This window comes from Pedobacter sp. NJ-S-72 (assembly GCF_053890575.1).
This window is the reverse complement of record NZ_CM132681.1, coordinates 5,118,475-5,139,282: the sequence shown is the minus strand read 5'-3', so window position 1 is coordinate 5,139,282 and position 20,808 is coordinate 5,118,475. Positions and strand designations below refer to the sequence as shown.

The window sequence follows — 20,808 nt, the reverse complement described above, 5'->3', positions numbered from 1 at the left end:
ATACAGAATGAAGAAATATGCGTAACCTTTGGATTTTCATTAACAGATACAACGCATTTTTCCTGTTTGTCATTTTTTTTACCATTGGTCTGATCCTTACTGTTAAAAACAATGCTTACCAGCGGAGTGTGACTTTGAACTCTACAAACGAGGTTGTAGGGCATGCTTATGAAAAATTGAATGTATTTAAAAAATACATGAATCTGGGCACAGTCAATGATAGCCTTGCCTTTGAAAATGCAAGACTTCATACTGCACTTTTAGCCCTTAAAAATATTGACAGTGCCAAAAACACAGTGGTTAAAGATACTGCGACCCATGTTCAGTATACTTACCTTGCTGCAAGGGTAATCAAAAACTCTATCACCTTAAGAAATAACGTGATCACCATTAACAAAGGAGCTTTGGATGGTATAGAAAGTGGCATGGCCGTGATCTCTGCCGGCAGAGGCGTCGTTGGTATTATCCGTGATGTTTCACCTCATTTAGCTACTATAGAATCCCTGTTGAATAAGGATGCCAAAATCAGCGTAAGCATCAAATCGACAAAAGCATTAGGTTCACTGGTATGGGGCGACCGGAACTCAGATTACAGAACAGCTTATATCAAAGATGTTCCCAACCATTTTAAAGTAAAATTAAAGGATACCGTAATCACGTCTGGTTTTGGATCATTCCCTCCTGGAATACAGGTAGGAACAATCAGTAACAGAGGGATTTCGACCGGGGATAATTTCCTGACTATCCAGATTAACCTTTTTAATGATTTCAGTACTTTACAATATGTATATGTAAAAATAAATTCTCAGAGGAAGAAAAAGCATTAGAATCAAAATTGCCGAATGAACAGTAAAATCATATTAATCAATATCTTAAGGTGGTTCATCCTGCTTTCCATACAAATTCTTTTGTTAAGGAACCTCAGCTTTTATGATCTGGCGACTCCTTTCACTTACATCTTATTTTTACTGCTGCTTCCTTTCAGTATACCTAATCCTGTTTTATACATTATAGCCTTTGGTACCGGTTTAACCCTGGATGCTTTTTATGATACTTTAGGTGTGCATACTGCTGCCTGTGTAACACTCGTTTTTGTTAGGATTTTGTTCATTTCCGTAACAGTAAGCCGTGATAATTTTGATGAACCAGAACCTACTCTGGGTAATATGGGGTTTAAGTGGTTTGGCTTATACGCTTTACTATGCACCTTCGCGCATCATCTTGTGCTTTTCTTATTAGAAGCTTTTAAATTAACAGAACTCTCCTATACTTTGTTAAGATGCCTGCTTAGCGGTATCTTTACTTTATTCACTGTTATATTGATAGAATTTATCTTCTATAATAGAAAAAAATGCGCTAATGGAGAATCTTTTCAACCGAAAATATATCATACAAGGTCTGTTCATAGTAGTTGCACTTATTTTAATGGGGCAGCTTTTCTATATACAAGTAGCCAGTGACCGTTATTTCTTGTCTGCAAACAGTAATGTACTGCGTAAAAAATATACTTTTCCGGCACGTGGTGTAATTACAGACCGAAACAATAAAGTATTGGTTCAGAATGAACCTGTATATGATCTGATGGTCACTCCCAGCCTGGTCAAACCCTTTGATACCCTTGCACTATGCCGAATTATCGGTATTGATATGGACGGCTTTCACAAACGCTTTAACAAGGCAAGAAACCAATCTAAATACCAGCGTTCTGTATTTGAGAAACAATTATCTGTACAAACTTACGCTGCTTTACAGGAAAGACTTTCCCGCTTTATTGGTTTTGAGACTCAAAACAGAACGGTAAGACATTATCCTGATGATAGTGTTGCCGGACAGTTTTTTGGTTATGTAAAAGAGGTTTCAGATAAAGATATTGAAGAAAGTGAAGGTTATTACCGTCCCGGAGACTATATCGGAAAATCAGGTGTAGAACGTCAGTATAACGATGTACTGCGTGGAGAACGTGGGGTCGAGAATACAATTTACAATGCAAGAAACGTACCTCAGGGAAGTTATCTGAACGGTAAGTTTGATACCCTGGCAATTTCGGGAGAAACACTGGTTTCCTCACTGGATATTGATATTCAGAAATTAGGTGAACAGCTCCTGAAAAATAAAGTAGGAAGTATCGTAGCCATAGAGCCAGGTACTGGCGAAGTGCTGGCTTTTGTCAGTAGCCCGACTTACGACCCTAACCTCATGGTTGGAAGACAGCAGGGAAATAACTACATGGATATTTTCCGTTCTCCGAACAGACCTTTCAATGTAAGACCTCTTTCGGGATATTATTCACCAGGATCTTCTTTTAAAAACCGCTGGATGATTTAATCGCACTGCAGGAAGGTGTGATTGATCCGAATACGACTTTTAACTGTCCGGGTGGCTATTGGGCAGGTAACCACTTTGTAAGCTGCGAGCACGTAGATGGAAATATATCGTTGCGTAAAGGTCTGGCAAGATCCTGTAATACTTATGCCTGCTATGTCTTTCAGAAGCTGATGACACAAAGCAAATTCAAAAACAAAATTGAGGCTTATGACTCCTGGGCTGCTAAAGTGCGCAAGTTCGGTTTAGGTTCTAAACTTGATCTTGATATGCCTTTTGAACGTAAAGGAAGATTATTCACGTCCGAAGAATATACAAAAAGGTTTGGTAAACACTGGGGATATACGACAGTAATTTCACTGGCTATCGGTCAGGGAGAAATGAGTGCCACCCCACTACAGATGGCCAATATTATGGCGATTATTGCCAACAGGGGTTATTATATCAAGCCTCACCTGGTTAAAGGTATCGGTGAAAAGAAAGAGGTAAAAAAAAGAATATCTGGTTAAAAACTGGGTTGATATTGATGCTGCTCATTTTGATCCTGTAATTGACGGAATGCAGGATGCAGTAAATGCACCTTATGGTACGGCCAGAGCTTCTGCCATACCTAACATCCTGCTGTGCGGAAAAACCGGTACAGTACAAAACCCTCACGGAAAAAAAAACTCTGTGTTTATTGGTTTTGCCCCCCGTGACAACCCTAAAATAGCCATTGCTGTAATTGTAGAGAATGCCGGTTTTGGTGGTGTCTACGCAGCCCCCATTGCTAGTTACATCACAGAAAAATATCTGACAGGTAAAATTTCAGGTGGCAGACTGGCACAGTCAGAAGTCATGAAAAAGGTTGTCGTTTTACCTGATGTACCGAAACCTAAAATTAAGCTGGCTCCTAAAGGTGCTGATAGCGCAGCTAAACCTGTAACCACCTTACCGGCTTCGCCCGAAAATAAAATAGTAACGAACAAAACAACTATTAACTAAGCAAATGACTACGCAACAAGGCAGCCGCTTCTTCTTTAATGTAGATTGGATCACAATCTTGATTTACACGGCTTTATGTACCATTGGCTTTGTAAATATTTATGCTTCACTTTATAACCCGGATACATCAGCAGTATTTAATTTTGCCAGTAACTACGGCAAGCAGCTGATTTATATCATCACAGGGTTAATCCTTGGGTTCTCCATCCTGCTGCTTGATGCAAAGTTTTTCAGTGTGTTTTCACCTATAGTTTATGGGATTACGATGCTGCTGCTTATGGCAGTGCTGGTCATAGGCCGTAAAGTTGCCGGTAACCAGGCATGGATTCCTTTAGGAGCTTTCAGGCTTCAGCCTTCTGAGCTGGCTAAATTTGGTACAGCACTGCTGATTGCCAGGTATGTCGGGAATTTCAATCCCAAGTTCACTGATATTAAATCTATTTTCTTTGCCGGACTGATTATAGGTTTTTTCCTCTTTTGTTGATTATGCTGCAACCGGATACATACAGGATGCTGCACTGGTATTCCTTGCCTTTATGTTTCCTTTGTACAGAGAAGGTTTGTCAGGTTATTTCCTCTTGATTTTTTTGGGGATGATCGTGTTGTTTATTGCTGATTTCCTTGTCCCTTCCTATATTCTGATTCCAATTATTGCAGTTGTGGGCAGTTTTTTTATTTATCAGAACCGCAGAAAACAAAAGATGATGTTCTCCATGATCTTTGCTACGATTATAGCCATTGCCTATTTATTTCTGGTGAAAGTCGCTTATGAAAAAGTTCTTGAACCGCATCAGCGTACCCGTATAGAAATCATGCTGGGACTGAAAACAGATCCTAAAGGTGCTGGTTATAATGTAATCCAGTCAAAAATTGCTATTGGTGCAGGACAGTTGACCGGAAGAGGCTTTCTGGAAGGTACACAGACTAAATACGGTTATGTACCTGAGCAAAGTACCGACTTCATCTTCTCAACCATTGGCGAGGAATGGGGCTTCCTGGGCTGTTCAGTTGTGATAGGATTGTATATCTTTTTATTGTTAAGAGTCATTAACCTGGCCGAAAGGCAGCGATCTACCTTTTCAAGGGTTTATGGATACTGTGTGGCAAGTATTATCTTTTTCCACGTCTTTATCAATATAGGGATGACCATAGGCATCATCCCGGTAATAGGTATTCCTTTGCCATTTATCAGCTACGGAGGTTCTTCTTTGTGGAGTTTTACGGTATTACTATTTATCTTCCTTAAACTGGATTCAAATAGAATGGGCTTTATTTAACAGTAAAGCGCTGGTTTAATAATTCATAAAACTGATCTACAGTATCTTGTTTAGCCGCCCAGTTATTTTTCACAGCATAATTGCGTTGTAAAAATTCATCTGCACTCTTGAAGTCAGGCATTTTATTGACCAGGTCTATTGCTTCGGCATAAGCCAGGTTATAGCTATTAAACAAATCTTTGATATAGCGCATCTTGTCATTCAGACTAATTGCTTGTTTTAAGTCCTTAATCTGGATCCTGCTGCTCTCCGTGTTAATATTGGAGGTACTAGCACCACCAGACAGGATATCGTTCAATGTAGGCTTTGCAACTGGTTTTACAGTTTCACTATCTGTATGATTCTGCACCGGAGCGAATAATTCTTCCTGAACAGGCTTAGGCTCAAATGCAAAAACAGGTTCTTTAATTGGTTCTGCTTTATAATCAGGAACAGGTTCCTCTTCAATTTCTTCTTGAATGTGCTCAATTACAGGTACAGATTCTACTGCCACTGGTTCAGCTACATGATTAATTTCTTGCTCCGCAGGCTCATCAATATGCACTGTTTCTGCTACCTCATGTTTTTCTTCTTCCGTATGTTCAATTTCTTCTTTTGCTTCATGAGCAGCTTCTGCTGCTTCAGCCTCAACCTTTGCTACTGTTTCTGATACCAAAAATGGTTCAGGACCCACCTCATCATCTTCCGGCAATTGGATTCCCAAACTATCCATTTCCCTCAGTTTTTGCTTTTGTGCGATAATCAGCTCCTCTTCTTTGCTTAATGGTCTGTCAAATATTGCATCTACTGACTTTTCTTCAAATTCAAACTTATCTGTGGATGGTTTCTCACTGAGAATAAACTCAAAATTAGACGGTTCGTTATCCAGTTTAAAAATATCATCCAGGATAGGTTTTGCCGGTAATATTTCATGTGTAGAGGAAGGTTGTTCAGCCACATCATCATGCATGGTTTCTGTATGTCCGGACAAGATCCGCTGGACAGCACCACTATTTATCTTCTTGATTATATCGACATGGTCAGATAAAAAATTGGCATTCGCCAGAAAAAGTTCAAGCTCTAATTCATTGAGTTCACGGGGATTCTGAGCTAAATATTGATACTGATCATTTAACTCATTGAGTATCTGCCCTATCTTTTTGAATATGTCCTCCTGGTTCATCATAGTACTATAACGTAAGAATTAGTGATTTATGTTGATAACTAAACACTCAAAAGTACTACAAAATTTCGATATTCGCCGGTCATTACACCCCAGTATACAGCATGTTATTTAGCGAACAAAATTACAGCAGAGGAGAATACGGCGGCAGCATTGAAGTAATTTGCGGCTCCATGTTCTCAGGCAAAACGGAAGAACTGATCAGAAGATTAAAGCGTGCAGAGATCGCGAAGTTAAAAGTAGAGATCTATAAGCCTGCAACAGACACCCGTTACGACGAAACTGCAGTCGTATCTCATAATTATAATTCTATTGAAGCTACGCCTGTAACGCATTCATCTGCAATCTTATTACTCAGAGCCGATACTCAAGTTGTTGGTATTGATGAAGCACAATTTTTTTGACGATGAATTGCCGGAAGTTTGTAATAAACTGGCCAATAAAGGAATCCGGGTTATTGTAGCAGGTTTGGATATGGATTTCAGCGGACAGCCTTTTGGCCCCGTTCCTGCCTTAATGGCTATTGCAGAACTGGTTACTAAAGTAAACGCAGTATGTGTAAGATGCGGCAGCCCTGCTATGTATTCTTTTAGAAGGGTAGCCAGTGATGCTAAAATTCTGCTTGGAGAGAAAGAAAGTTACGAACCAAGATGCAGAGTGTGTTTTCATGCTAAAGATTAGGATAGGGCTTCACAAAATAGATATCTCCATCTTTAAAACTGTATTGTTTTGTTACTTGTGCACGCTTACGCAGTTCAGTTAAACCAATTAGTTCTGGCTCATCTATTGTTTTAAACCAGATCACATATACCCCATTTTTCAGGAAAAATTTATAAATACCCTTCTTATCAATACAATGCGGTAATGACTCAGCTATTTGTCCGCCGTTAAAGTATACAGCTTCTGCAGCGTTAGAGTATAGTTCATATCCAGGTTTAAAAACATCTGAATGTTGTCTGAGAAATGCTGAAGTCTGCGAGTTTCTCCATGAGTCATCAGCATAGCCAGCTATTCCATAATCTCTGGCTTCCTGATACATCTCATCTAATTTTTTAAGTTCATCCAGCTGAAAAGCAATAGTAGCCAAGCTGATAAATACTAAAGCACTATAACGTAACGGCACAGTCAGCTTCCTGACTGTGCCTGGTATCCAGCAGGTAATTCCAATTAGCATCGGAATAAATAACGGGGATATTAACCTGTTATTGATCTGTTCAAAATGGGAAAGCGTAGAAACGCCGATAATGAATACGGTGTAAACAATAAAAGAGGCTATGAAGCAATTTTCTGCTGTCGCATAATTTTCAGCAAACCAGCTTCGTTTTAAATATATGATGCAAATAATTACGAAAAGGAAAACAGAAACTAAAACATAAATTGCCGGGTGATTTTCCAGAACCGGAAACCACCAGCAGAATACCTTTCCGTAATAAAAAATATTATCTCTTAAAGAAGTTATGCCTGCTTCTCGCGGACCAGTAAGCTGACCGGAAACTATGCTGTTACGAACCAGGTTCGCGATCAGTAACGAAACAGAGAACAGACCAAAAATGAAACAATGAAGTACTTTTTTGCTCCATTCCAAAGAACGGTCAAAAACCATCATCATCAATCCTGTTGCGATTAGCGTAATACCAGCATAACGTGTCACACAGGCCACTGCTGCAATAAGAGCACAGACCAACAGCCCCGAAACCGAATATGTCCTGAGATAGCTTGTAAGCACTGCTATAAATAAAATGGTTAGCAGTATAAATAATGTTTCAGACCATAACATGCTATAAACATTGAATAGCGAAGGACTGATTGCTATGGATAATAATACGGCAACTTTATACAACCTGCCGCTTTCTTTGAAAGAACTGATCAGATAGCCTGAACAAAAAATCACGCCTGCAAAGAGGAAGGCATTCAGGTATGGTGCAAAGGTGACAGCATCTGTTCTGGAAAAAAAAGTTATAATACCCAGAAAAAACGGATAAAACACAGGGAAATCAACTACTGGATTAAAACCGTATTCTATCAACGCACCGTGATCATTAATATTCCTTGCTACACTTACGTAGACAATAGAATCCGGAGAAATCCCGATACCAGAATGCCTGGTATAAATTAAAATCAGGATAAAACCCAGGAGTGAAACAAAAAGGCTATCCAGGTGTTTGAAAGCCAGCAAACCAGCAATGGTCTTATTCATTTAGAATTTAAGTCAATTGTAATGTAACAAATATAGTGAAAGAACGTGATTATTCAGGCTTTTGTATATTTCTATACATCAGAATTAGTTTTTGTAGAGGTTTTTGTAAGAATTACAAAACATAATACAGTTAATTTTTTTTCTGTATCTTATCCTCTTGTTGCATTCAATTATTTTGCAATTATATTAAAGGCCAGCTTCTGTCACAGAAGGGGTTAGAAATTGTTTAAAAGGAATCATCTCTTATTACAAGATAATGAGGTTCTACAATTACGAAACAGGTTAAAATCAGCAACATTATATTGTCAAATTTCAATAATTTAACTTAAATAACAGAAATACACTATAATTACACTTATATATAATTATAAATGGGAATATAAATTACTTAGTCGGCAAATGGAAGGAAAGGTAAAACTCGATCTTATTGAACAGCATGTGGTTGATTTCGTCAGAAAATTAAGAGCTGACAAGAAATTAAGACAGGAAGATATTGCCTATATAATCGGAGTAAAAGCATCCTTTATCGGCAATGTCGAAAATAGCGGTAATCCGGCAAAATACAATTTGAAACACATCAATGTATTCGCCGATCATTTCGGTTTATCTCCAAGAGATTTCCTGCCGAACGCAGCGCTGATCGAAAAAAAAACAAAAACCTATAGTCTGAAAAACAAACTGGTTTAACGGAACTTAATTACCCGTTAAACCAGTTAATTTATATTCTTTCGCAGTGAGTTATACCATTCTTTATAAAACGCCCTGTAAACAGCAGTCCTTTTCTCCAGGCTTACTTCTTTCTTCAGCCTGTCGTCCAGTAAAAGTAATTTTTCACCATACCACTTATGAATTTCCTGATGTATCGGGATTCTATTCTTTCTATCCCCAAGGCTAAGTCTCATCATTCCAAAAAGAGACATACATGAATTAGTTTTATTAAATTCTATCAGATTTAAAGCCCTTTCGTGTGCCATTGAAATATTATTCATAAAATATTGCAATACCTGGCTTGCAGCAACACCATTCATCCTGCATAACAGGTTAAAATCGAATGTAAGTGACAAGGAATGATATTCATCCAGTTGAAAACTGGTGGGATAATCTACCAATGGAGACATATCAGTTTCCCATTCTTTCATCAGCAGGAAACTTTCTTTCATCTTATCTACGGTAGACAAATAAGCATTATCGTTTAGCTCACTCAGCATTAGAATGTATTTCAAAGACACCCGCTTTACTTTTCGATCTGTAACTGCCTGTACTTCGCCGTTAACTTCAGTCTTACAATCGACGACAATACTTGTAGCCCATAGGGACAGCGCCTCCATCTCGCCTCCGTTAAATGCATAAAAAGAAACCCTGTTAATGAAATATTGCAACACCTCTTCATGTTTCAGGTTGTTGACAGTACAGGCCACTTTGAAATCTTCAGTATAGGTTAACCTAACTCGTTCTTTTGAGTCCATATTATTTATTTTTATTCCTCACAGGCATAACCATGTCCATGACTCAGGATTTTAATTTTGGTGTATTATACCTGACTGATATTTCTTCAGGTAATCAAGGTGAAAAATTAACCGGAACTGATCATCAGAAAAATGAATCAATTGATATTCTTATTCAACGCATTATACCACTCCAGATAAAAGATATTATAATTTCTTATTTTGTTTTCAAAATTACTCTCTTCCTCCTGTTTTTCATCAAGTTTCAATAATCCTGCAGCAAATTTCTTATACATTTCCTGCTGGGGCAAGACCTTATTCTTAACGTTTTCATGTTTACTAAGCAGCAGCAATAAGAAAGCTGTACTAGGATCTGTTTTAACTAACTGATGAAGATTTAAAGCCCGCTCCCTTGCCAAAGAAACCCTAAAAATACTGGAGCAGCCCTTGTATTTCTGTCCCGTTCATTCTGCATACTAAATTAAAGTCGAATGTCAAATTAAGCAGCACCCCATCACTAGACTGTACTTGCTTCTCATAATCTGTAACAGGAAGCATTTCAGCAGCCCATTCTTTCATAATAAAAACACTGTTATAATTCTCTAAAGTTTCAGGAGCTTCATAATTCATGTTTAAAGCAGTAAGCTTCTTGATATATTTCAGGGAAATCTCTTGTATCCTGTGGTCAGTCACAGGATGAGGCTCTCCCCCATACTCTTCCTTAAAGTCAATGCAAACCGTTGTTGCCCATAAATAAATTGCCTCCATGTTACCACCTATGAACGCATAAAAAGAAACATGGCTGATAAAATACTGCAGCAATTCTTCAGGTTTCAAATTATTTATTTTACAGGCAATTTTAAATTCCTGAGTATAATTGAGTTCAATTTGTCTTTTTGTTTCCATCTTTTCTTATCCATTACGATTTAAACATAAAAACAGGTTTCTTTCTTCCGGGAAGATGAAACTTTATTCGGTCTGCAAAAACCTGAAAAATAGCCTTAATAGTTCTTAGGGAACTTAAACCTCTAAAATAATAGTTTTGATTAAAAACACAGAAACATAGGACATATTTTTTCTATATCAAAATAAATTTAACTCAATCTACCATTAATTTTTACCTATAAGTCTAAGTATTACAATAGCTTGTTACTTTCTATAAATTATCATATGTATTAACAATATTACCTGACAAATATATGAAACAACCAAAGCAATGTGTATTGTAATATTATTACTGATTAAATTGCTAACTTAAGCCCTTGATACTTAAAAAAAAATTGCTTTTAGCAAGTTTCTCTTTAAATTTACAAGAATTAAGAGCCTGTTTTAAAGGATATAACAGTTATTATTAAATATTCTACAATATAACTCGAATAACCTTTTTTTTATTCCGTGTAATTACACGAATAGATGTTAAAACAATTAAAAGTATAATTAACTTTTATTGCCAGATATAATTTCAATGAAATACACCAGTCTCTCCGATAATTCGTTGGTAGATTTACTAAAAGCTAGTGATGGGCTAGCTTTTAAGGAAATTTACGCCCGTTATTGGATGGGGATTTACAAAGCTGCTTATGTAAAAATCTACCATAAAGAACTGGCAGAGGAACTAACGCAGAATTTATTTGTAGATCTCTGGAGAAGAAGAGAGACCATTACTATAAATTCTCTGGACTGCTATTTATTTGGAAGTCTGAAATATAGCATCATAAATCATTACAAATCCCAGTTAGTTAAAGAAAAGTATCAGGATCACTTGAATGGTCAGAAACAAAGTATAGCTAATAGTACTGACGATTTAGTATTAGTAAATGATCTTTCTAAAGCACTTAATCAGGGAATCGCTTTACTGCCAAAAAAAACGGGCGAAATCTTTAAATTAAGCCGGATCGATAACCGCTCTACAAAAAAGAGATCTCCCAGCAACTGAATATATCTGAAAAAGTGGTAGAATATCATATTACACAATCCATTAAGAGCATGCGTTTCCATTTAAAAGAATACCTCTTTATTTTGCTCTCTTTTATCTTTTTGCATAAATTTTAAATTTATTTTATTTTCCTTTAGGGATAAGATCCTTTAAACGTACATATACTTTAAAGGCACCAAATGAAAAGACAAGCCCTTCATTCCTTATTAGAAAAATACTTACAGAACAAATGTTCTGTGGAGGAACTGATAGTGATTGAAAAACTGTATGGAATGCTTGACAGGGATGATCTGGAGGAAATTTATCCAAACGAATTACCCACGCTTGAGCAGAAACTGTGGGATAGGATCAACCTTGAAACCTGTATCAGTGATGAAGACACATCCTTAGAAGAGCAATTAACCCCGGTTAAAAGGTTACCCAGGATAGTTTGGTTTGCTGCTGCTGCTGCCATTTCTGCACTGACCCTGTTTACAGGATATCTCTCTTCTGTACAATCATCAAAACCCGCAATATTTAAAATTTCAGTCTCTGGCAAATATGCTGGAAAAGAAAAATAACAGTAGCAATCCTTTAGAGCTTAAACTGGAAGATGGTAGTGTCGTTATACTCCAGCCACAATCTTCTTTATCTTATCCTGAGCACTTCTCTGCTAAAATACGTGAAGTATCTTTAACCGGAGAGGGTTATTTCCTGATCAGTAAGAATCCAAACAGACCATTTTTTGTCTATAACAAAAACGTGATTACACGTGTAGTTGGTACAAGTTTTATCATTAAAGCCAATCCATCAACTGATGAAACGCAGGTAATTGTAAAAACCGGAAAAGTAATGGTTTCCCGAAATGAGGATCAGCACTTACATCTTAAGCACCTCTTTCACCAGGAGAAAAAAGTGGTACTCACTCCTAATCAGAAAACAACCTATACTAAAGACAATGATGATTTTAAGACCACTTTAGTGGCAGACCCTATTCCTATAATTACTGCTGGTAATCAAAAAATTGCTAAAGCAACTTATGTTTTTTGAAGAGGCTCCTATAACAGAAGTTCTGAATCAGCTGCAGGCTACTTATGGGATTGGGATCATTATTGAAGACCAGGAGCTCTACAACAATACATTTACAGGAGATATTTCCAAACAGAATTTATATAAGAAACTAGACCTGTTGTGCCATACGATAAAGGCCCATTATGAAATATCAGGTACTAAAATAATTATCAAAACAAAATAACCGATCAACTAAACCTAACCAACCAAAAATCAATTAGCCTATGGACCATGTAAAAGTCTACTAACCAAATTCCTCAAAAAAAGAAGGCTGACAAAGTTCCCCAACATTGCCAGCCAATAATCTCTGTACGAAATTTTCACATTAACGAACAAAAACTTCTAAAGGTATGAAAAAAAAGCGATTTGTTGCTTTAATCAAAACAGCAATGCGGATATCCATGACACAAATTTTTCTTGGCATTTTATTCACCTGCACTTCATTCGCAAAGAATGTTACGGGGCAGGAAATATTAAATAAAGAAATCTCCATTAATATCAATCAGGGCCAGATTAAACAGATTCTGAATGAGATACAGCAATTGACCAGTGTCAATTTTGTATACAGCTCAACTGTAATCAAAGCTCAGCGTAAGATTACTGTAAATGCAGTAAACAAGCGCCTGGGACAGCTACTTGATGAAACCTTAACTCCATTAAATATTTATTATAAAGTGGAGGACAACCAGATCCTGCTTTATGAGAAAGATATTTCAGGATTATCATCTGGTATACTGGCTAATCAAAATCAAATCACTGTAAAAGGAAAGGTAACTTCTGATAAAGGTGAGCCATTGCCTGGTGTAAGTGTAAATGTAAAAGGCACTAAAATTGGTACCACTACTGATGGAAATGGTAGCTACGCTATCGTTGCACCATCGCCGGATGCGATATTGATATTCTCTTATATCGGTTTCACAGCCAAAGAAATCCCTGTCCCTGTCAACGGACGCACTACCCTGAATGTACAGCTCGTGGAAGAGCTTACGTCCTTGGGAGAAGTTGTCGTTGTGGGTTATGGTACTCAAAGAAAAAAAGATCTGACCAGTGCTGTATCGGTAGTAAATGTGGGATCAATGATCAAACAGCCTACCTCATCAGTTAATAATCTCTTACAAGGTCAGGCTTCGGGTGTGACCGTATTAGGCTCAGGACAGCCAGGAGAAGAGCCCCAGGTGAGAATCAGGGGTGTCAATACTTTCGGGAATAATAATCCTTTATATGTTGTAGATGGTGTGCCTACCCAAAGTATCGCAGACCTGAATCCAAATGATATTGAGACGATGCAGGTTTTGAAAGATGCCGGATCAGCTTCTATTTATGGATCAAGAGCTGCAAACGGGGTTATTGTGATCACGACTAAAAAAGGTAAGGGTAAAGTAACCGTAAGTTATGACGCATATTATGGGACACAACGTCCTAAAGGCGGCAATGTATGGAATATACCCTGACTCCTCAGGAAATGGCAGATCTTAAGCATTTGGCAAGGACAAATTCTGGAGTAACAGATTTTACAGATTCTTTGTATGGAAGCGGCCCGGCTTATATACTGCCTGACTATATCTTACCTGCAGGTGCTAAAGAAGGTGATCCAAGAACAAATCCTTCACTTTATAAACTAAAACCATTTTACACTTCTTCTGACGAATACAATGGCTTTAATCGTATTACCAGGGCTAATAAAGAAGGAACAGACTGGTATCATGAGATCTTCAAACCCGCATCAATTACCAGTCAGAATGTGGCTATAACAGGTGGATCTGACCAGGGGAATTATTTATTTTCTGCTAACTATTTCAATCAGCAGGGAACACTTTTAAATACTTATCTGAAAAGATATACGATCCGTTCAAATAGTCAGTATAACATTAGTAAACGAATCAGAGTAGGCGAAAACCTTGCTTATTCCATCACTAACAATCCTCAGATTTCCGGATTAAGTGGTGATAATGCCATTGGTCATGCCTTTAGAGAGCAGCCTATTATTCCAGTAAGAGATATTATGGGAAACTTTGCAGGATCTTATGGTGGTAATCTGGGCGATGCTTATAATCCTGTGGCTATGCTGGAACGTATCAAAAATAATAAATCACAACAGAACAGGTTGTTCGGAAATGTTTTTGCAGAGGCTGATCTAACTGATTTTCTAACTTTACGTACACAGTTTGGCGGAGAGAATTATTCTGGTGCTACCCGTGCATTTGTTTATCCGACATACGAAAATTCGGAGAACTCATCCATTAATTCTTATACTGAATCTGCTTTGGATGGCTATAATTACAGCTGGACCAATACGCTTTCTTTTAACAAGACATTTGGCAAACACCGCATCAAAGCAGTGGCCGGAACAGAATTTTTCAAAGAAAACACGCATGTTTCAACCGGAACTAATCAAGGGTACTTTTCTTTTGATCCGGACTATACGAATCTTTCAACAGGCAGTGGTCCAATGAAAACTACCAGTGCCAGGACAGCTAATACATTATTTTCCCTGATTGGAAGAGTAGATTACAGCTATAATGATAAATATCTGATAGGTGCAACACTCCGCCGTGACGGTTCTTCTAAGTTCCTTGAAAATGTATACGGCTGGTTCCCGGCAGTAAGTGCAGGATGGAGAGTTTCTCAGGAACCGCTCCTTAAAGATGTAAAATGGATCACTGACCTGAAAATCAGAGGTGGTTATGGTATCATGGGAAATCAGCTTAACGTAAGCGGTGGTAACTCATTCACTACTTTCGGAAGCGCTGTAGGGACTTCTTATTATGCAATTGGTGGGGGGAACAATATTGTTTCTGGTTTCTATCAGAATCAAACAGGTAATCCGGGTGCTAAATGGGAGAAAAACATCAACTCAAATTTTGGTTTTGATGCTACTTTATTCGGCGGGCATATTGAAATCTCTGCCGACTATTACCGTAAAAACATCAAGGATCTGTTATATATAATCCCGAAATGATTGGAACAAGCGGTGCAGCCAAAGTTCCGTTTGTCAACATAGCCCAGATGAAAAACAATGGTTTTGATATCTCGGTTTCAGGTAACACTCAGGTGAGCAGCTCAGTGAAACTAAATGCAACTGCTACAATTACTACTTATCATAATGAGATTCAAAAGATTTCTGGTGGTTCTGATTATTATGATGTAGACGCCCGTCGTTTTGATGGAAGCAATATTATCCGTAATGCGGTAGGACATCCGATCAGCCAGTTCTTCGGCTATAAAACAGAGGGTTTCTGGAATTCTCAGCAAGAAGTTGATGCGGCTAATAAAAAGGCGCAGGCAGCTACCGGTAATCCCAATGACGTTTACCAGACCGATATAGGTGTAGGACGCTTTAAATATGCTGATACGAATGGTGACGGCCGTATTACTGCCGATGACCGTACATTTCTGGGCAATGCAAATCCGGACTACAGTTATGGTTTAAATTTAGGTGTAACTTATAACTGGGATTTCAGTGCTTTCTTCTATGGTGTACAAGGAAACTCTATTTGGAACCAGGTAAAATGGTGGACAGATTTCAATCCATCATTTGGAGGTGCAAAAAGCAAAACAGCTTTATACGATTCGTGGACTCCTCAAAATCATAATGCAAAAGCGCCTATTCAGGAAACAGCGAACTCTTTCGGTACTAACGCTGTTCCAAACTCTTACTTTGTTGAAAGTGGCTCTTACCTGAGATTAAAGAATGCTCAGATTGGTTATTCTTTTAATTCAGCAAGACTACAGAAAATAGGAATTAATAAATTAAGAGTTTACCTGTCGGGAGCCAACTTATTTACGATTACCAAATATTCAGGTGTCGATCCTGAGATTGGAACTTCGAGCGAAACAGGACAACAAACTGCTTATGGTGTAGATGATGGTTCTTACCCTAGTCAACGCACTTTCTTATTAGGTTTAAACTTATCCTTTTAATCACCCTTTGGTTTAAAAAATATAGATGAAGAAATCTACATTTATTTTGTTAACTGTACTGGTCTTTACAGGACAATTATTCTATTCATGTAAAAAAGCATTGGAGCAGCCTCCTTTAGGCTCTGTATCTGAAGAACTGGTGGCCAATAAAAACGGAGTAAACTCATTACTGATTGGATCTTATGCAGCCTTATACGGGATGCAGGGAAGTAATCAGAGTTTGGGTGGTGGTGAAGCCTGGCAGGGCTCACCAAGCAACTGGGTTTTTGGATCTATTGCTGGCGGTGATGCCTCTAAAGGCAGTGATGGTTCTGACCAACCTGCCATTGATCCTATTGCAAACTTCTATTCTGATCCGAACAATGCTTTTTATAACGGAAAATGGAAAGCACTATATGAAGGTGTTTCCCGTACAAATAACGTATTGAAATTTTTAGCGAGAGCAACTGACATCACGCCTGAAGAAGCAAAAACTATTGCCGGACAGGCAAGGTTTCTAAGAGCGCACTTCTATTTTGAAATGAAATTAAAAAACTGTGGAACAATGCACCATGGATCGATGAAACTACAACTGATTTTAATCAGCCTGTGAGTACTGATTTATGGACTAAGATCACCACTGATTTCAAATTTGCTTATGAGAATCTTCCTGGAACACAGGGCGAAATAGGCAGAGTAAATAAATGGGCTGCCGGAGCTTACCTGGCTAAGTCTTACTTATATCAAAAAAAATATGCAGAAGCTAAAGCGATATTTGATGTAGTGATCTCTTCAGGAGCAACCAGCAGTGGTAAAAAGTATGACTTGAATACTTCATTTGAAGATAATTTCATACCTGGTAAGGAAAACAATCCGGAAGAAGTATTTACCATACAAATGGCAGCTAATGCAGATCCTTCAGGACCAACTAGTGGTAATAACGGGGATATGCTGAATTTCCCTTACGGGGGCAGCCCTTTTGGCTGCTGTGGTTTCTTCCAGCCTTCAATTGATTTAGTAAACAGATTTAGAACTAATGAGGTGACAGGTTCCCCTATCTTTCCAATTACAATGACTATGCGGTTAAAAACGACATGGGTATTGGTGGAGGTACAGAGTTCATTCCTGATCAGGGAACACTTGATCCAAGGATAGACTGGACTGCGGGCCGACGTGGCGTACCTTACCTGGACTGGGGAAATTACCCGGGCGCCTCGTGGATCAGAGATCAGAGCTACGGCGGACCTTATGGGCCAAAGAAAAATATATACTGGCAAAAAACTGCTGCAACTGATGCTGACAAAACTACATGGGCACCGGGATCAGCAATCAATTACCTGGTTATCCGCTTTGCAGATGTATTATTGCAGGCTGCTGAATGTGAAGCTCAGGCAGGAAGCCTGGCTACGGCACAACAGTATGTAAACAGAGTAAGGGCGAGAGCTGCAAATAAAGAAGGCTGGGTTTATAAATACAAAGATGATACTAATCCGCTTGAAGGATTCTCTGAAATCCCCGCAGCAAACTATAAGGTCAGTGAATACCCTGCCGGTGATTTTGCCAGCCAGGGTCAGGCTTATGCACTGAGTGCAATCTATTATGAACGCAAAATAGAACTGGCTATGGAAGGGCATCGCTTTTTTGACCTGGTACGCTGGGGTCTTGCAGAAAAAGAATTGAACGCCTATTTTAATTACCAGGGGAAATTAACTTCTGATGTAAGAAGAGGAAAATTCACAACTGGCAGAAATGAGTATTACCCTATTCCTCAGCGTCAGATCGACCTGAGTGTGAGTGGCAGTGCAAAAGTACTTACTCAAAACCCCGGGTACAATTAGCAGAAAATTAATTCAGGAACTCCCTATCTTTAAAAGGAGTTCCTGTTCAACAAATGAATAAATCTATTAAGCCTATGAAACCACTAACCGAGCGTTTTCTTTCACTGGATGTATTCCGTGGCATGACTTTATGTTTCATGATCATTGTAAATACACCTGGAAAAGGCGCAATACCTTTTGGCATTCTTGAACACGCTGCCTGGCATGCATGGCTTTACACCAACCGACCTGGTTTTTCCCTCTTTTCTTTTTGCAGTAGGGAATGCAATGAGCTTTTCTATGAAAAAATTCAGCCAGATAGACAATTCCCAGGTACTGCTAAAAATATTCAAACGTACTTTTCTAATTTTCCTTATCGGTTTCCTGATTTACTGGTTTCCATTTTTCAAACATGATCAACAGGGAAACATCATTTTTGCAGTCATACAAAACACGCGTATTATGGGTGTTTTACAAAGAATAGCGCTGTGTTTTGGAATTGCTTCGCTAATGATCCATTACTTATCAGGAAAAACAGTCATCTGGATGAGTGTGCTCTTCCTGGTAGGTTATTGGGTCTGTTTATTAGTTTTTGGAGATCCGGGTGCAGAATTAACCATGACAGGAAATGCTGGGTATTACCTGGATAGATTTGTGCTTGGAGATTCTCATTTGTATCATGGTGATTTCATGAATGGTAAACATATTGCTTTCGATCCAGAAGGGATACTCAGCACAATCCCATCCATTGTGAATGTGATTATCGGATACTTTGCCGGTAAATTTATTCAGGAAAAAGGGAAAGGATATGAAAGTATTGCCAAACTTTTCCTTGTGGGAAGTTTAATGGTCTTAGTTGCTATCTGCTGGAATTCAGTACTCCCGATCAACAAGAAATTATGGACCAGCTCATTTGTACTGATAACCTGCGGACTTGATCTGATGATTATTGGTCTCCTGCTATATATTATTGAGGTCAGACAAGCTGTTAAGTGGACAAAATTCTTCGTGATTTTTGGAAAAAACCCTTTGTTCATTTATATCGTCGCAGACTTATTACTGATCATTATCGATTTACTTTTTCCACAATTACATTTCAGTAAGTGGATAAATGTTCATTTCTTCCAGATTATTGCACCAGGCCCTATAGGCTCCCTGTTATTTGCAATCAACTTTATGCTAGTGTGTTGGCTGGTGGCTTACGTACTTGACAGACGCAAAATCTATATCAGAGTCTGATGCTCAGATTTTGAAACTAACAAGTTATCCACATTTTATGTGGATAACTTGTTAGTTAATAACAACAGGCCGTTCTAACATAGCTTAAAGCCATGCTTTTCTTAAGAAACGAAGCCAGTTACCTTGCATCAGATTTCTTATATCCTCTGCTGTATATCCTCTTTTCTCTAAATGTCCGGGTATTTTCTGTAAGTCTGCTATGTTTTCCACATCGTACGGACATTGTTCTCTTCCAAAAGCGCCATCCAGATCTGACCCAATGCCAACATGTAGTGTATTACCGGCAATCTGACAAATATGATCTAAATGATTGACCATCACTTCAAGGTTACAATGCATATTTTGTGGTGTAGACTGACCACGAACCCAGTTTGGAACCATCATCCAGGCATCCAATGCCAGGCCGATTACTGCACCACGCTCAACCAGTGCTTTAATTTGTCCATCACTATACTGACGATTGTGATTGACTAAAGCTCTGCAGTTAGTTATTATGTGAAGCCCAAACGTATCCGTTAAAATGATCCAATGCTTCCCAGAAACTATCATCACACAAATGTGTCGCATCTAAAATAATATTCAAACGTTCCATCTCTTTCAGGAGTTCATGACCCTTTGGGCCCATAAATCCTGTGGCATCAGTACCTTGTGCATATCTGCCTGGCCCGTAATGTGCCGGCCCGACAGCACGAAGCCCATTAGCATGGGCGCGTTCCAGATGCTGAATGCTTACAATAGAATCTGCACCTTCCAGGCTTAAAATATAACCAATGGGTTTCTTTTCATCTGCCAGTTCATTTTCCCATAAAAGAACATGTTTTTCGAGACTTTCGAGATTGTTGATCTGCACCATTTCTCCCGCATCTTCCATAGCTTTATACCAGGCAAGCTGCCCCTGAGTTTGTGCCCAGGCCTGTTCAGGAGAATGCCAGCCAGGTAAATTATTCCCGTGAGCTACATAACGTGCAATTTGGGTGGCAACAACTAAACCGATCTTACCTTACCTTTTCTCAGTTCAGGCAAGGAGACTACTGCTTTAGCCCTGTCCGGCTTGTCTGTTAGTCCTTGTTCTCTGTCATTAATAGCCGAAACTGGTAAACGCAAATCGCGGTTCCATTCCAGTGCGTTCATACTTAAATCGAGGTGTGCATCTATAGTAAACATCAGCTTAAAAATTAAATATTAATCTTCCTCTCCCTTGAAATTATCTTCCACCCTCCTGTTATTTTATGATTGGTAACAATAGTCGCATTACCGTAAAGCGCTACTGTAGGACAAATATGTATAGGTAAACCATACAAGACATCGCCTATCTGAAAACCATGATCGGGCCCCAGCTCCAGAACCAGATGTTCTTCACTCTGACTTACAGCTTCTGCGTTGGGTGCATTTAAGAAATAGACTCTTCTTTTTAATACGTTTTCTGCAGCGACAGATTTATGCCCGAGGTCTACTGTGACTTTTGTAGCATCTGTCAAT

Annotated in this window: 29 protein-coding genes and 1 pseudogene; 21 read left to right on the top strand and 9 right to left on the bottom strand. The window is 38.6% G+C overall.

The annotated features are described in order from the left end of the window. Window positions 1-17: 17 nt before the first annotated feature. The 7 genes from mreC to rodA are packed head-to-tail and all read left to right on the top strand — an operon-like array spanning window position 18 to window position 4,583. Window positions 18-827, top strand: a complete 810-nt coding sequence (gene mreC / locus ACWYN3_RS33910) for a rod shape-determining protein MreC (protein WP_456218173.1) — start codon at window positions 18-20, stop codon at window positions 825-827. Window positions 828-842: 15 nt separating this feature from the next. Then, window positions 843-1,460, top strand: a complete 618-nt coding sequence (locus ACWYN3_RS33905; protein WP_456218172.1) for a rod shape-determining protein MreD — start codon at window positions 843-845, stop codon at window positions 1,458-1,460. Next, a complete protein-coding gene (locus ACWYN3_RS33900) occupies window positions 1,360-2,325 on the top strand; it encodes a penicillin-binding transpeptidase domain-containing protein (RefSeq protein WP_456218171.1) in 966 nt (321 codons plus the stop codon). Before ACWYN3_RS33905 ends, ACWYN3_RS33900 begins: the two co-directional genes overlap by 101 nt. A 17-nt stretch (window positions 2,326-2,342) precedes the next feature. Then, window positions 2,343-2,831, top strand: coding sequence for a penicillin-binding transpeptidase domain-containing protein (locus ACWYN3_RS33895; protein WP_456218170.1), 489 nt, complete (start codon window positions 2,343-2,345; stop codon window positions 2,829-2,831). After that, complete coding sequence (locus tag ACWYN3_RS33890; RefSeq protein ID WP_456223251.1) at window positions 2,824-3,306, top strand: penicillin-binding transpeptidase domain-containing protein; 483 nt, start codon at window positions 2,824-2,826, stop codon at window positions 3,304-3,306. The genes ACWYN3_RS33895 and ACWYN3_RS33890 overlap by 8 nt, the downstream gene beginning before the upstream one ends. Before the next feature lie 4 nt (window positions 3,307-3,310). Continuing rightward, complete coding sequence (locus ACWYN3_RS33885; protein WP_456218169.1) at window positions 3,311-3,790, top strand: FtsW/RodA/SpoVE family cell cycle protein; 480 nt, start codon at window positions 3,311-3,313, stop codon at window positions 3,788-3,790. A 52-nt stretch (window positions 3,791-3,842) separates the two neighbouring features. Next, window positions 3,843-4,583, top strand: coding sequence for a rod shape-determining protein RodA (gene rodA / locus ACWYN3_RS33880; RefSeq protein ID WP_456218168.1), 741 nt, complete (start codon window positions 3,843-3,845; stop codon window positions 4,581-4,583). On the opposite strand, the gene ACWYN3_RS33875 is transcribed toward rodA, so the two are convergent. Continuing rightward, window positions 4,576-5,748: a hypothetical protein gene (locus ACWYN3_RS33875; protein WP_456218167.1), complete on the bottom strand. Its 1,173-nt coding sequence runs from the start codon at window positions 5,746-5,748 to the stop codon at window positions 4,576-4,578. The two genes, rodA and ACWYN3_RS33875, sit on opposite strands and share 8 nt — an antisense overlap. Before the next feature lie 101 nt (window positions 5,749-5,849). Between ACWYN3_RS33875 and ACWYN3_RS33870 the strand changes: the two are divergent. Then, window positions 5,850-6,426, top strand: a pseudogene (locus ACWYN3_RS33870) (thymidine kinase). Here ACWYN3_RS33870 and ACWYN3_RS33865 read toward each other — a convergent pair. Further along, a complete protein-coding gene (locus ACWYN3_RS33865) occupies window positions 6,416-7,942 on the bottom strand; it encodes a hypothetical protein (RefSeq protein WP_456218166.1) in 1,527 nt (508 codons plus the stop codon). The pseudogene ACWYN3_RS33870 and the gene ACWYN3_RS33865 overlap by 11 nt on opposite strands. Before the next feature lie 399 nt (window positions 7,943-8,341). On the opposite strand from ACWYN3_RS33865, the gene ACWYN3_RS33860 reads away from it, so the two are divergent. Next, complete coding sequence (locus ACWYN3_RS33860) at window positions 8,342-8,629, top strand: helix-turn-helix domain-containing protein (protein WP_456218165.1); 288 nt, start codon at window positions 8,342-8,344, stop codon at window positions 8,627-8,629. 26 nt (window positions 8,630-8,655) lie between these two features. On the opposite strand, the gene ACWYN3_RS33855 is transcribed toward ACWYN3_RS33860, so the two are convergent. From ACWYN3_RS33855 to ACWYN3_RS33845, 3 genes are all read right to left on the bottom strand, one after another. Then, window positions 8,656-9,408, bottom strand: coding sequence for a hypothetical protein (locus ACWYN3_RS33855; protein WP_456218164.1), 753 nt, complete (start codon window positions 9,406-9,408; stop codon window positions 8,656-8,658). Between the two features lie 137 nt (window positions 9,409-9,545). Next, window positions 9,546-9,806, bottom strand: a complete 261-nt coding sequence (locus tag ACWYN3_RS33850; RefSeq protein ID WP_456218163.1) for a hypothetical protein — start codon at window positions 9,804-9,806, stop codon at window positions 9,546-9,548. A gap of 7 nt (window positions 9,807-9,813) precedes the next feature. After that, window positions 9,814-10,293 (bottom strand): hypothetical protein, encoded by a 480-nt coding sequence (locus tag ACWYN3_RS33845; RefSeq protein ID WP_456218162.1) that lies wholly within the window; start codon window positions 10,291-10,293, stop codon window positions 9,814-9,816. Window positions 10,294-10,852: 559 nt separating this feature from the next. Between ACWYN3_RS33845 and ACWYN3_RS33840 the strand changes: the two genes are divergently transcribed. The 12 genes from ACWYN3_RS33840 (at window position 10,853) to ACWYN3_RS33785 (ending at window position 19,329) form a co-directional block, all read left to right on the top strand. Next, the gene (locus ACWYN3_RS33840) at window positions 10,853-11,323 is read left to right on the top strand and encodes an RNA polymerase sigma factor (RefSeq protein WP_456218161.1); all 471 of its coding nucleotides are present in this window, start codon (window positions 10,853-10,855) and stop codon (window positions 11,321-11,323) included. Between the two features lie 14 nt (window positions 11,324-11,337). After that, window positions 11,338-11,439 (top strand): hypothetical protein, encoded by a 102-nt coding sequence (locus ACWYN3_RS33835; RefSeq protein WP_456218160.1) that lies wholly within the window; start codon window positions 11,338-11,340, stop codon window positions 11,437-11,439. Between the two features lie 63 nt (window positions 11,440-11,502). After that, entirely contained in the window at window positions 11,503-11,883 is a 381-nt protein-coding gene (locus tag ACWYN3_RS33830) for a hypothetical protein (RefSeq protein ID WP_456218159.1), read from the top strand. After that, a complete protein-coding gene (locus ACWYN3_RS33825) occupies window positions 11,864-12,352 on the top strand; it encodes a FecR family protein (RefSeq protein ID WP_456218158.1) in 489 nt (162 codons plus the stop codon). Before ACWYN3_RS33830 ends, ACWYN3_RS33825 begins: the two co-directional genes overlap by 20 nt. Then, on the top strand, window positions 12,342-12,557 hold the full coding sequence (locus tag ACWYN3_RS33820; RefSeq protein WP_456218157.1) for a FecR domain-containing protein: 216 nt from the start codon (window positions 12,342-12,344) through the stop codon (window positions 12,555-12,557). Before ACWYN3_RS33825 ends, ACWYN3_RS33820 begins: the two co-directional genes overlap by 11 nt. A gap of 166 nt (window positions 12,558-12,723) precedes the next feature. Further along, the gene (locus ACWYN3_RS33815; RefSeq protein WP_456218156.1) at window positions 12,724-13,824 is read left to right on the top strand and encodes a TonB-dependent receptor plug domain-containing protein; all 1,101 of its coding nucleotides are present in this window, start codon (window positions 12,724-12,726) and stop codon (window positions 13,822-13,824) included. Further along, window positions 13,809-15,332 carry a TonB-dependent receptor domain-containing protein gene (locus tag ACWYN3_RS33810; RefSeq protein ID WP_456218155.1) on the top strand — a complete coding sequence of 508 codons (1,524 nt, stop codon included), beginning with the start codon at window positions 13,809-13,811 and terminating at the stop codon, window positions 15,330-15,332. Before ACWYN3_RS33815 ends, ACWYN3_RS33810 begins: the two co-directional genes overlap by 16 nt. Then, on the top strand, window positions 15,329-16,294 hold the full coding sequence (locus ACWYN3_RS33805; RefSeq protein ID WP_456218154.1) for a hypothetical protein: 966 nt from the start codon (window positions 15,329-15,331) through the stop codon (window positions 16,292-16,294). The genes ACWYN3_RS33810 and ACWYN3_RS33805 overlap by 4 nt, the downstream gene beginning before the upstream one ends. A 25-nt stretch (window positions 16,295-16,319) precedes the next feature. Beyond that, a complete protein-coding gene (locus ACWYN3_RS33800) occupies window positions 16,320-16,886 on the top strand; it encodes a RagB/SusD family nutrient uptake outer membrane protein (RefSeq protein WP_456218153.1) in 567 nt (188 codons plus the stop codon). Further along, complete coding sequence (locus ACWYN3_RS33795) at window positions 16,883-17,428, top strand: hypothetical protein (RefSeq protein ID WP_456218152.1); 546 nt, start codon at window positions 16,883-16,885, stop codon at window positions 17,426-17,428. The genes ACWYN3_RS33800 and ACWYN3_RS33795 overlap by 4 nt, the downstream gene beginning before the upstream one ends. Beyond that, on the top strand, window positions 17,368-18,111 hold the full coding sequence (locus tag ACWYN3_RS33790) for a RagB/SusD family nutrient uptake outer membrane protein (protein WP_456218151.1): 744 nt from the start codon (window positions 17,368-17,370) through the stop codon (window positions 18,109-18,111). The genes ACWYN3_RS33795 and ACWYN3_RS33790 overlap by 61 nt, the downstream gene beginning before the upstream one ends. A 177-nt stretch (window positions 18,112-18,288) precedes the next feature. Beyond that, window positions 18,289-19,329 carry an acyltransferase family protein gene (locus tag ACWYN3_RS33785; RefSeq protein ID WP_456218150.1) on the top strand — a complete coding sequence of 347 codons (1,041 nt, stop codon included), beginning with the start codon at window positions 18,289-18,291 and terminating at the stop codon, window positions 19,327-19,329. Between the two features lie 84 nt (window positions 19,330-19,413). Here the strand turns inward: ACWYN3_RS33785 and ACWYN3_RS33780 are convergent, their stop codons facing one another. The 4 genes from ACWYN3_RS33780 to ACWYN3_RS33765 all read right to left on the bottom strand — a co-directional run bounded on the left by ACWYN3_RS33780 (window position 19,414) and on the right by ACWYN3_RS33765 (window position 20,807). Beyond that, the gene (locus tag ACWYN3_RS33780) at window positions 19,414-19,878 is read right to left on the bottom strand and encodes a dipeptidase (protein ID WP_456218149.1); all 465 of its coding nucleotides are present in this window, start codon (window positions 19,876-19,878) and stop codon (window positions 19,414-19,416) included. Then, on the bottom strand, window positions 19,814-20,200 hold the full coding sequence (locus tag ACWYN3_RS33775) for a membrane dipeptidase (RefSeq protein WP_456218148.1): 387 nt from the start codon (window positions 20,198-20,200) through the stop codon (window positions 19,814-19,816). The genes ACWYN3_RS33780 and ACWYN3_RS33775 overlap by 65 nt, the downstream gene beginning before the upstream one ends. Window positions 20,201-20,313: 113 nt before the next feature. Beyond that, on the bottom strand, window positions 20,314-20,493 hold the full coding sequence (locus ACWYN3_RS33770; protein ID WP_456218147.1) for a hypothetical protein: 180 nt from the start codon (window positions 20,491-20,493) through the stop codon (window positions 20,314-20,316). Window positions 20,494-20,504: 11 nt separating this feature from the next. Then, window positions 20,505-20,807, bottom strand: coding sequence for a hypothetical protein (locus ACWYN3_RS33765; protein ID WP_456218146.1), 303 nt, complete (start codon window positions 20,805-20,807; stop codon window positions 20,505-20,507). Between the last annotated feature and the right edge of the window lies 1 nt (window position 20,808).

Coding starts and splice junctions, on each gene's coding strand:
- mreC (WP_456218173.1), top strand. CDS start 18: ATGCGTAACCTTTGGATTTTCATTAACAGATACAACGCATTTTTCCTG.
- ACWYN3_RS33905 (WP_456218172.1), top strand. CDS start 843: ATGAACAGTAAAATCATATTAATCAATATCTTAAGGTGGTTCATCCTG.
- ACWYN3_RS33900 (WP_456218171.1), top strand. CDS start 1,360: ATGGAGAATCTTTTCAACCGAAAATATATCATACAAGGTCTGTTCATA.
- ACWYN3_RS33885 (WP_456218169.1), top strand. CDS start 3,311: ATGACTACGCAACAAGGCAGCCGCTTCTTCTTTAATGTAGATTGGATC.
- rodA (WP_456218168.1), top strand. CDS start 3,843: ATGTTTCCTTTGTACAGAGAAGGTTTGTCAGGTTATTTCCTCTTGATT.
- ACWYN3_RS33875 (WP_456218167.1), bottom strand. CDS start 5,748: ATGATGAACCAGGAGGACATATTCAAAAAGATAGGGCAGATACTCAAT.
- ACWYN3_RS33865 (WP_456218166.1), bottom strand. CDS start 7,942: ATGAATAAGACCATTGCTGGTTTGCTGGCTTTCAAACACCTGGATAGC.
- ACWYN3_RS33860 (WP_456218165.1), top strand. CDS start 8,342: ATGGAAGGAAAGGTAAAACTCGATCTTATTGAACAGCATGTGGTTGAT.
- ACWYN3_RS33855 (WP_456218164.1), bottom strand. CDS start 9,408: ATGGACTCAAAAGAACGAGTTAGGTTAACCTATACTGAAGATTTCAAA.
- ACWYN3_RS33845 (WP_456218162.1), bottom strand. CDS start 10,293: ATGGAAACAAAAAGACAAATTGAACTCAATTATACTCAGGAATTTAAA.
- ACWYN3_RS33840 (WP_456218161.1), top strand. CDS start 10,853: ATGAAATACACCAGTCTCTCCGATAATTCGTTGGTAGATTTACTAAAA.
- ACWYN3_RS33830 (WP_456218159.1), top strand. CDS start 11,503: ATGAAAAGACAAGCCCTTCATTCCTTATTAGAAAAATACTTACAGAAC.
- ACWYN3_RS33825 (WP_456218158.1), top strand. CDS start 11,864: ATGCTGGAAAAGAAAAATAACAGTAGCAATCCTTTAGAGCTTAAACTG.
- ACWYN3_RS33820 (WP_456218157.1), top strand. CDS start 12,342: ATGTTTTTTGAAGAGGCTCCTATAACAGAAGTTCTGAATCAGCTGCAG.
- ACWYN3_RS33815 (WP_456218156.1), top strand. CDS start 12,724: ATGAAAAAAAAGCGATTTGTTGCTTTAATCAAAACAGCAATGCGGATA.
- ACWYN3_RS33810 (WP_456218155.1), top strand. CDS start 13,809: ATGGAATATACCCTGACTCCTCAGGAAATGGCAGATCTTAAGCATTTG.
- ACWYN3_RS33805 (WP_456218154.1), top strand. CDS start 15,329: ATGATTGGAACAAGCGGTGCAGCCAAAGTTCCGTTTGTCAACATAGCC.
- ACWYN3_RS33800 (WP_456218153.1), top strand. CDS start 16,320: ATGAAGAAATCTACATTTATTTTGTTAACTGTACTGGTCTTTACAGGA.
- ACWYN3_RS33790 (WP_456218151.1), top strand. CDS start 17,368: ATGGGTATTGGTGGAGGTACAGAGTTCATTCCTGATCAGGGAACACTT.
- ACWYN3_RS33780 (WP_456218149.1), bottom strand. CDS start 19,878: ATGATAGTTTCTGGGAAGCATTGGATCATTTTAACGGATACGTTTGGG.
- ACWYN3_RS33775 (WP_456218148.1), bottom strand. CDS start 20,200: ATGGAAGATGCGGGAGAAATGGTGCAGATCAACAATCTCGAAAGTCTC.
- ACWYN3_RS33770 (WP_456218147.1), bottom strand. CDS start 20,493: ATGTTTACTATAGATGCACACCTCGATTTAAGTATGAACGCACTGGAA.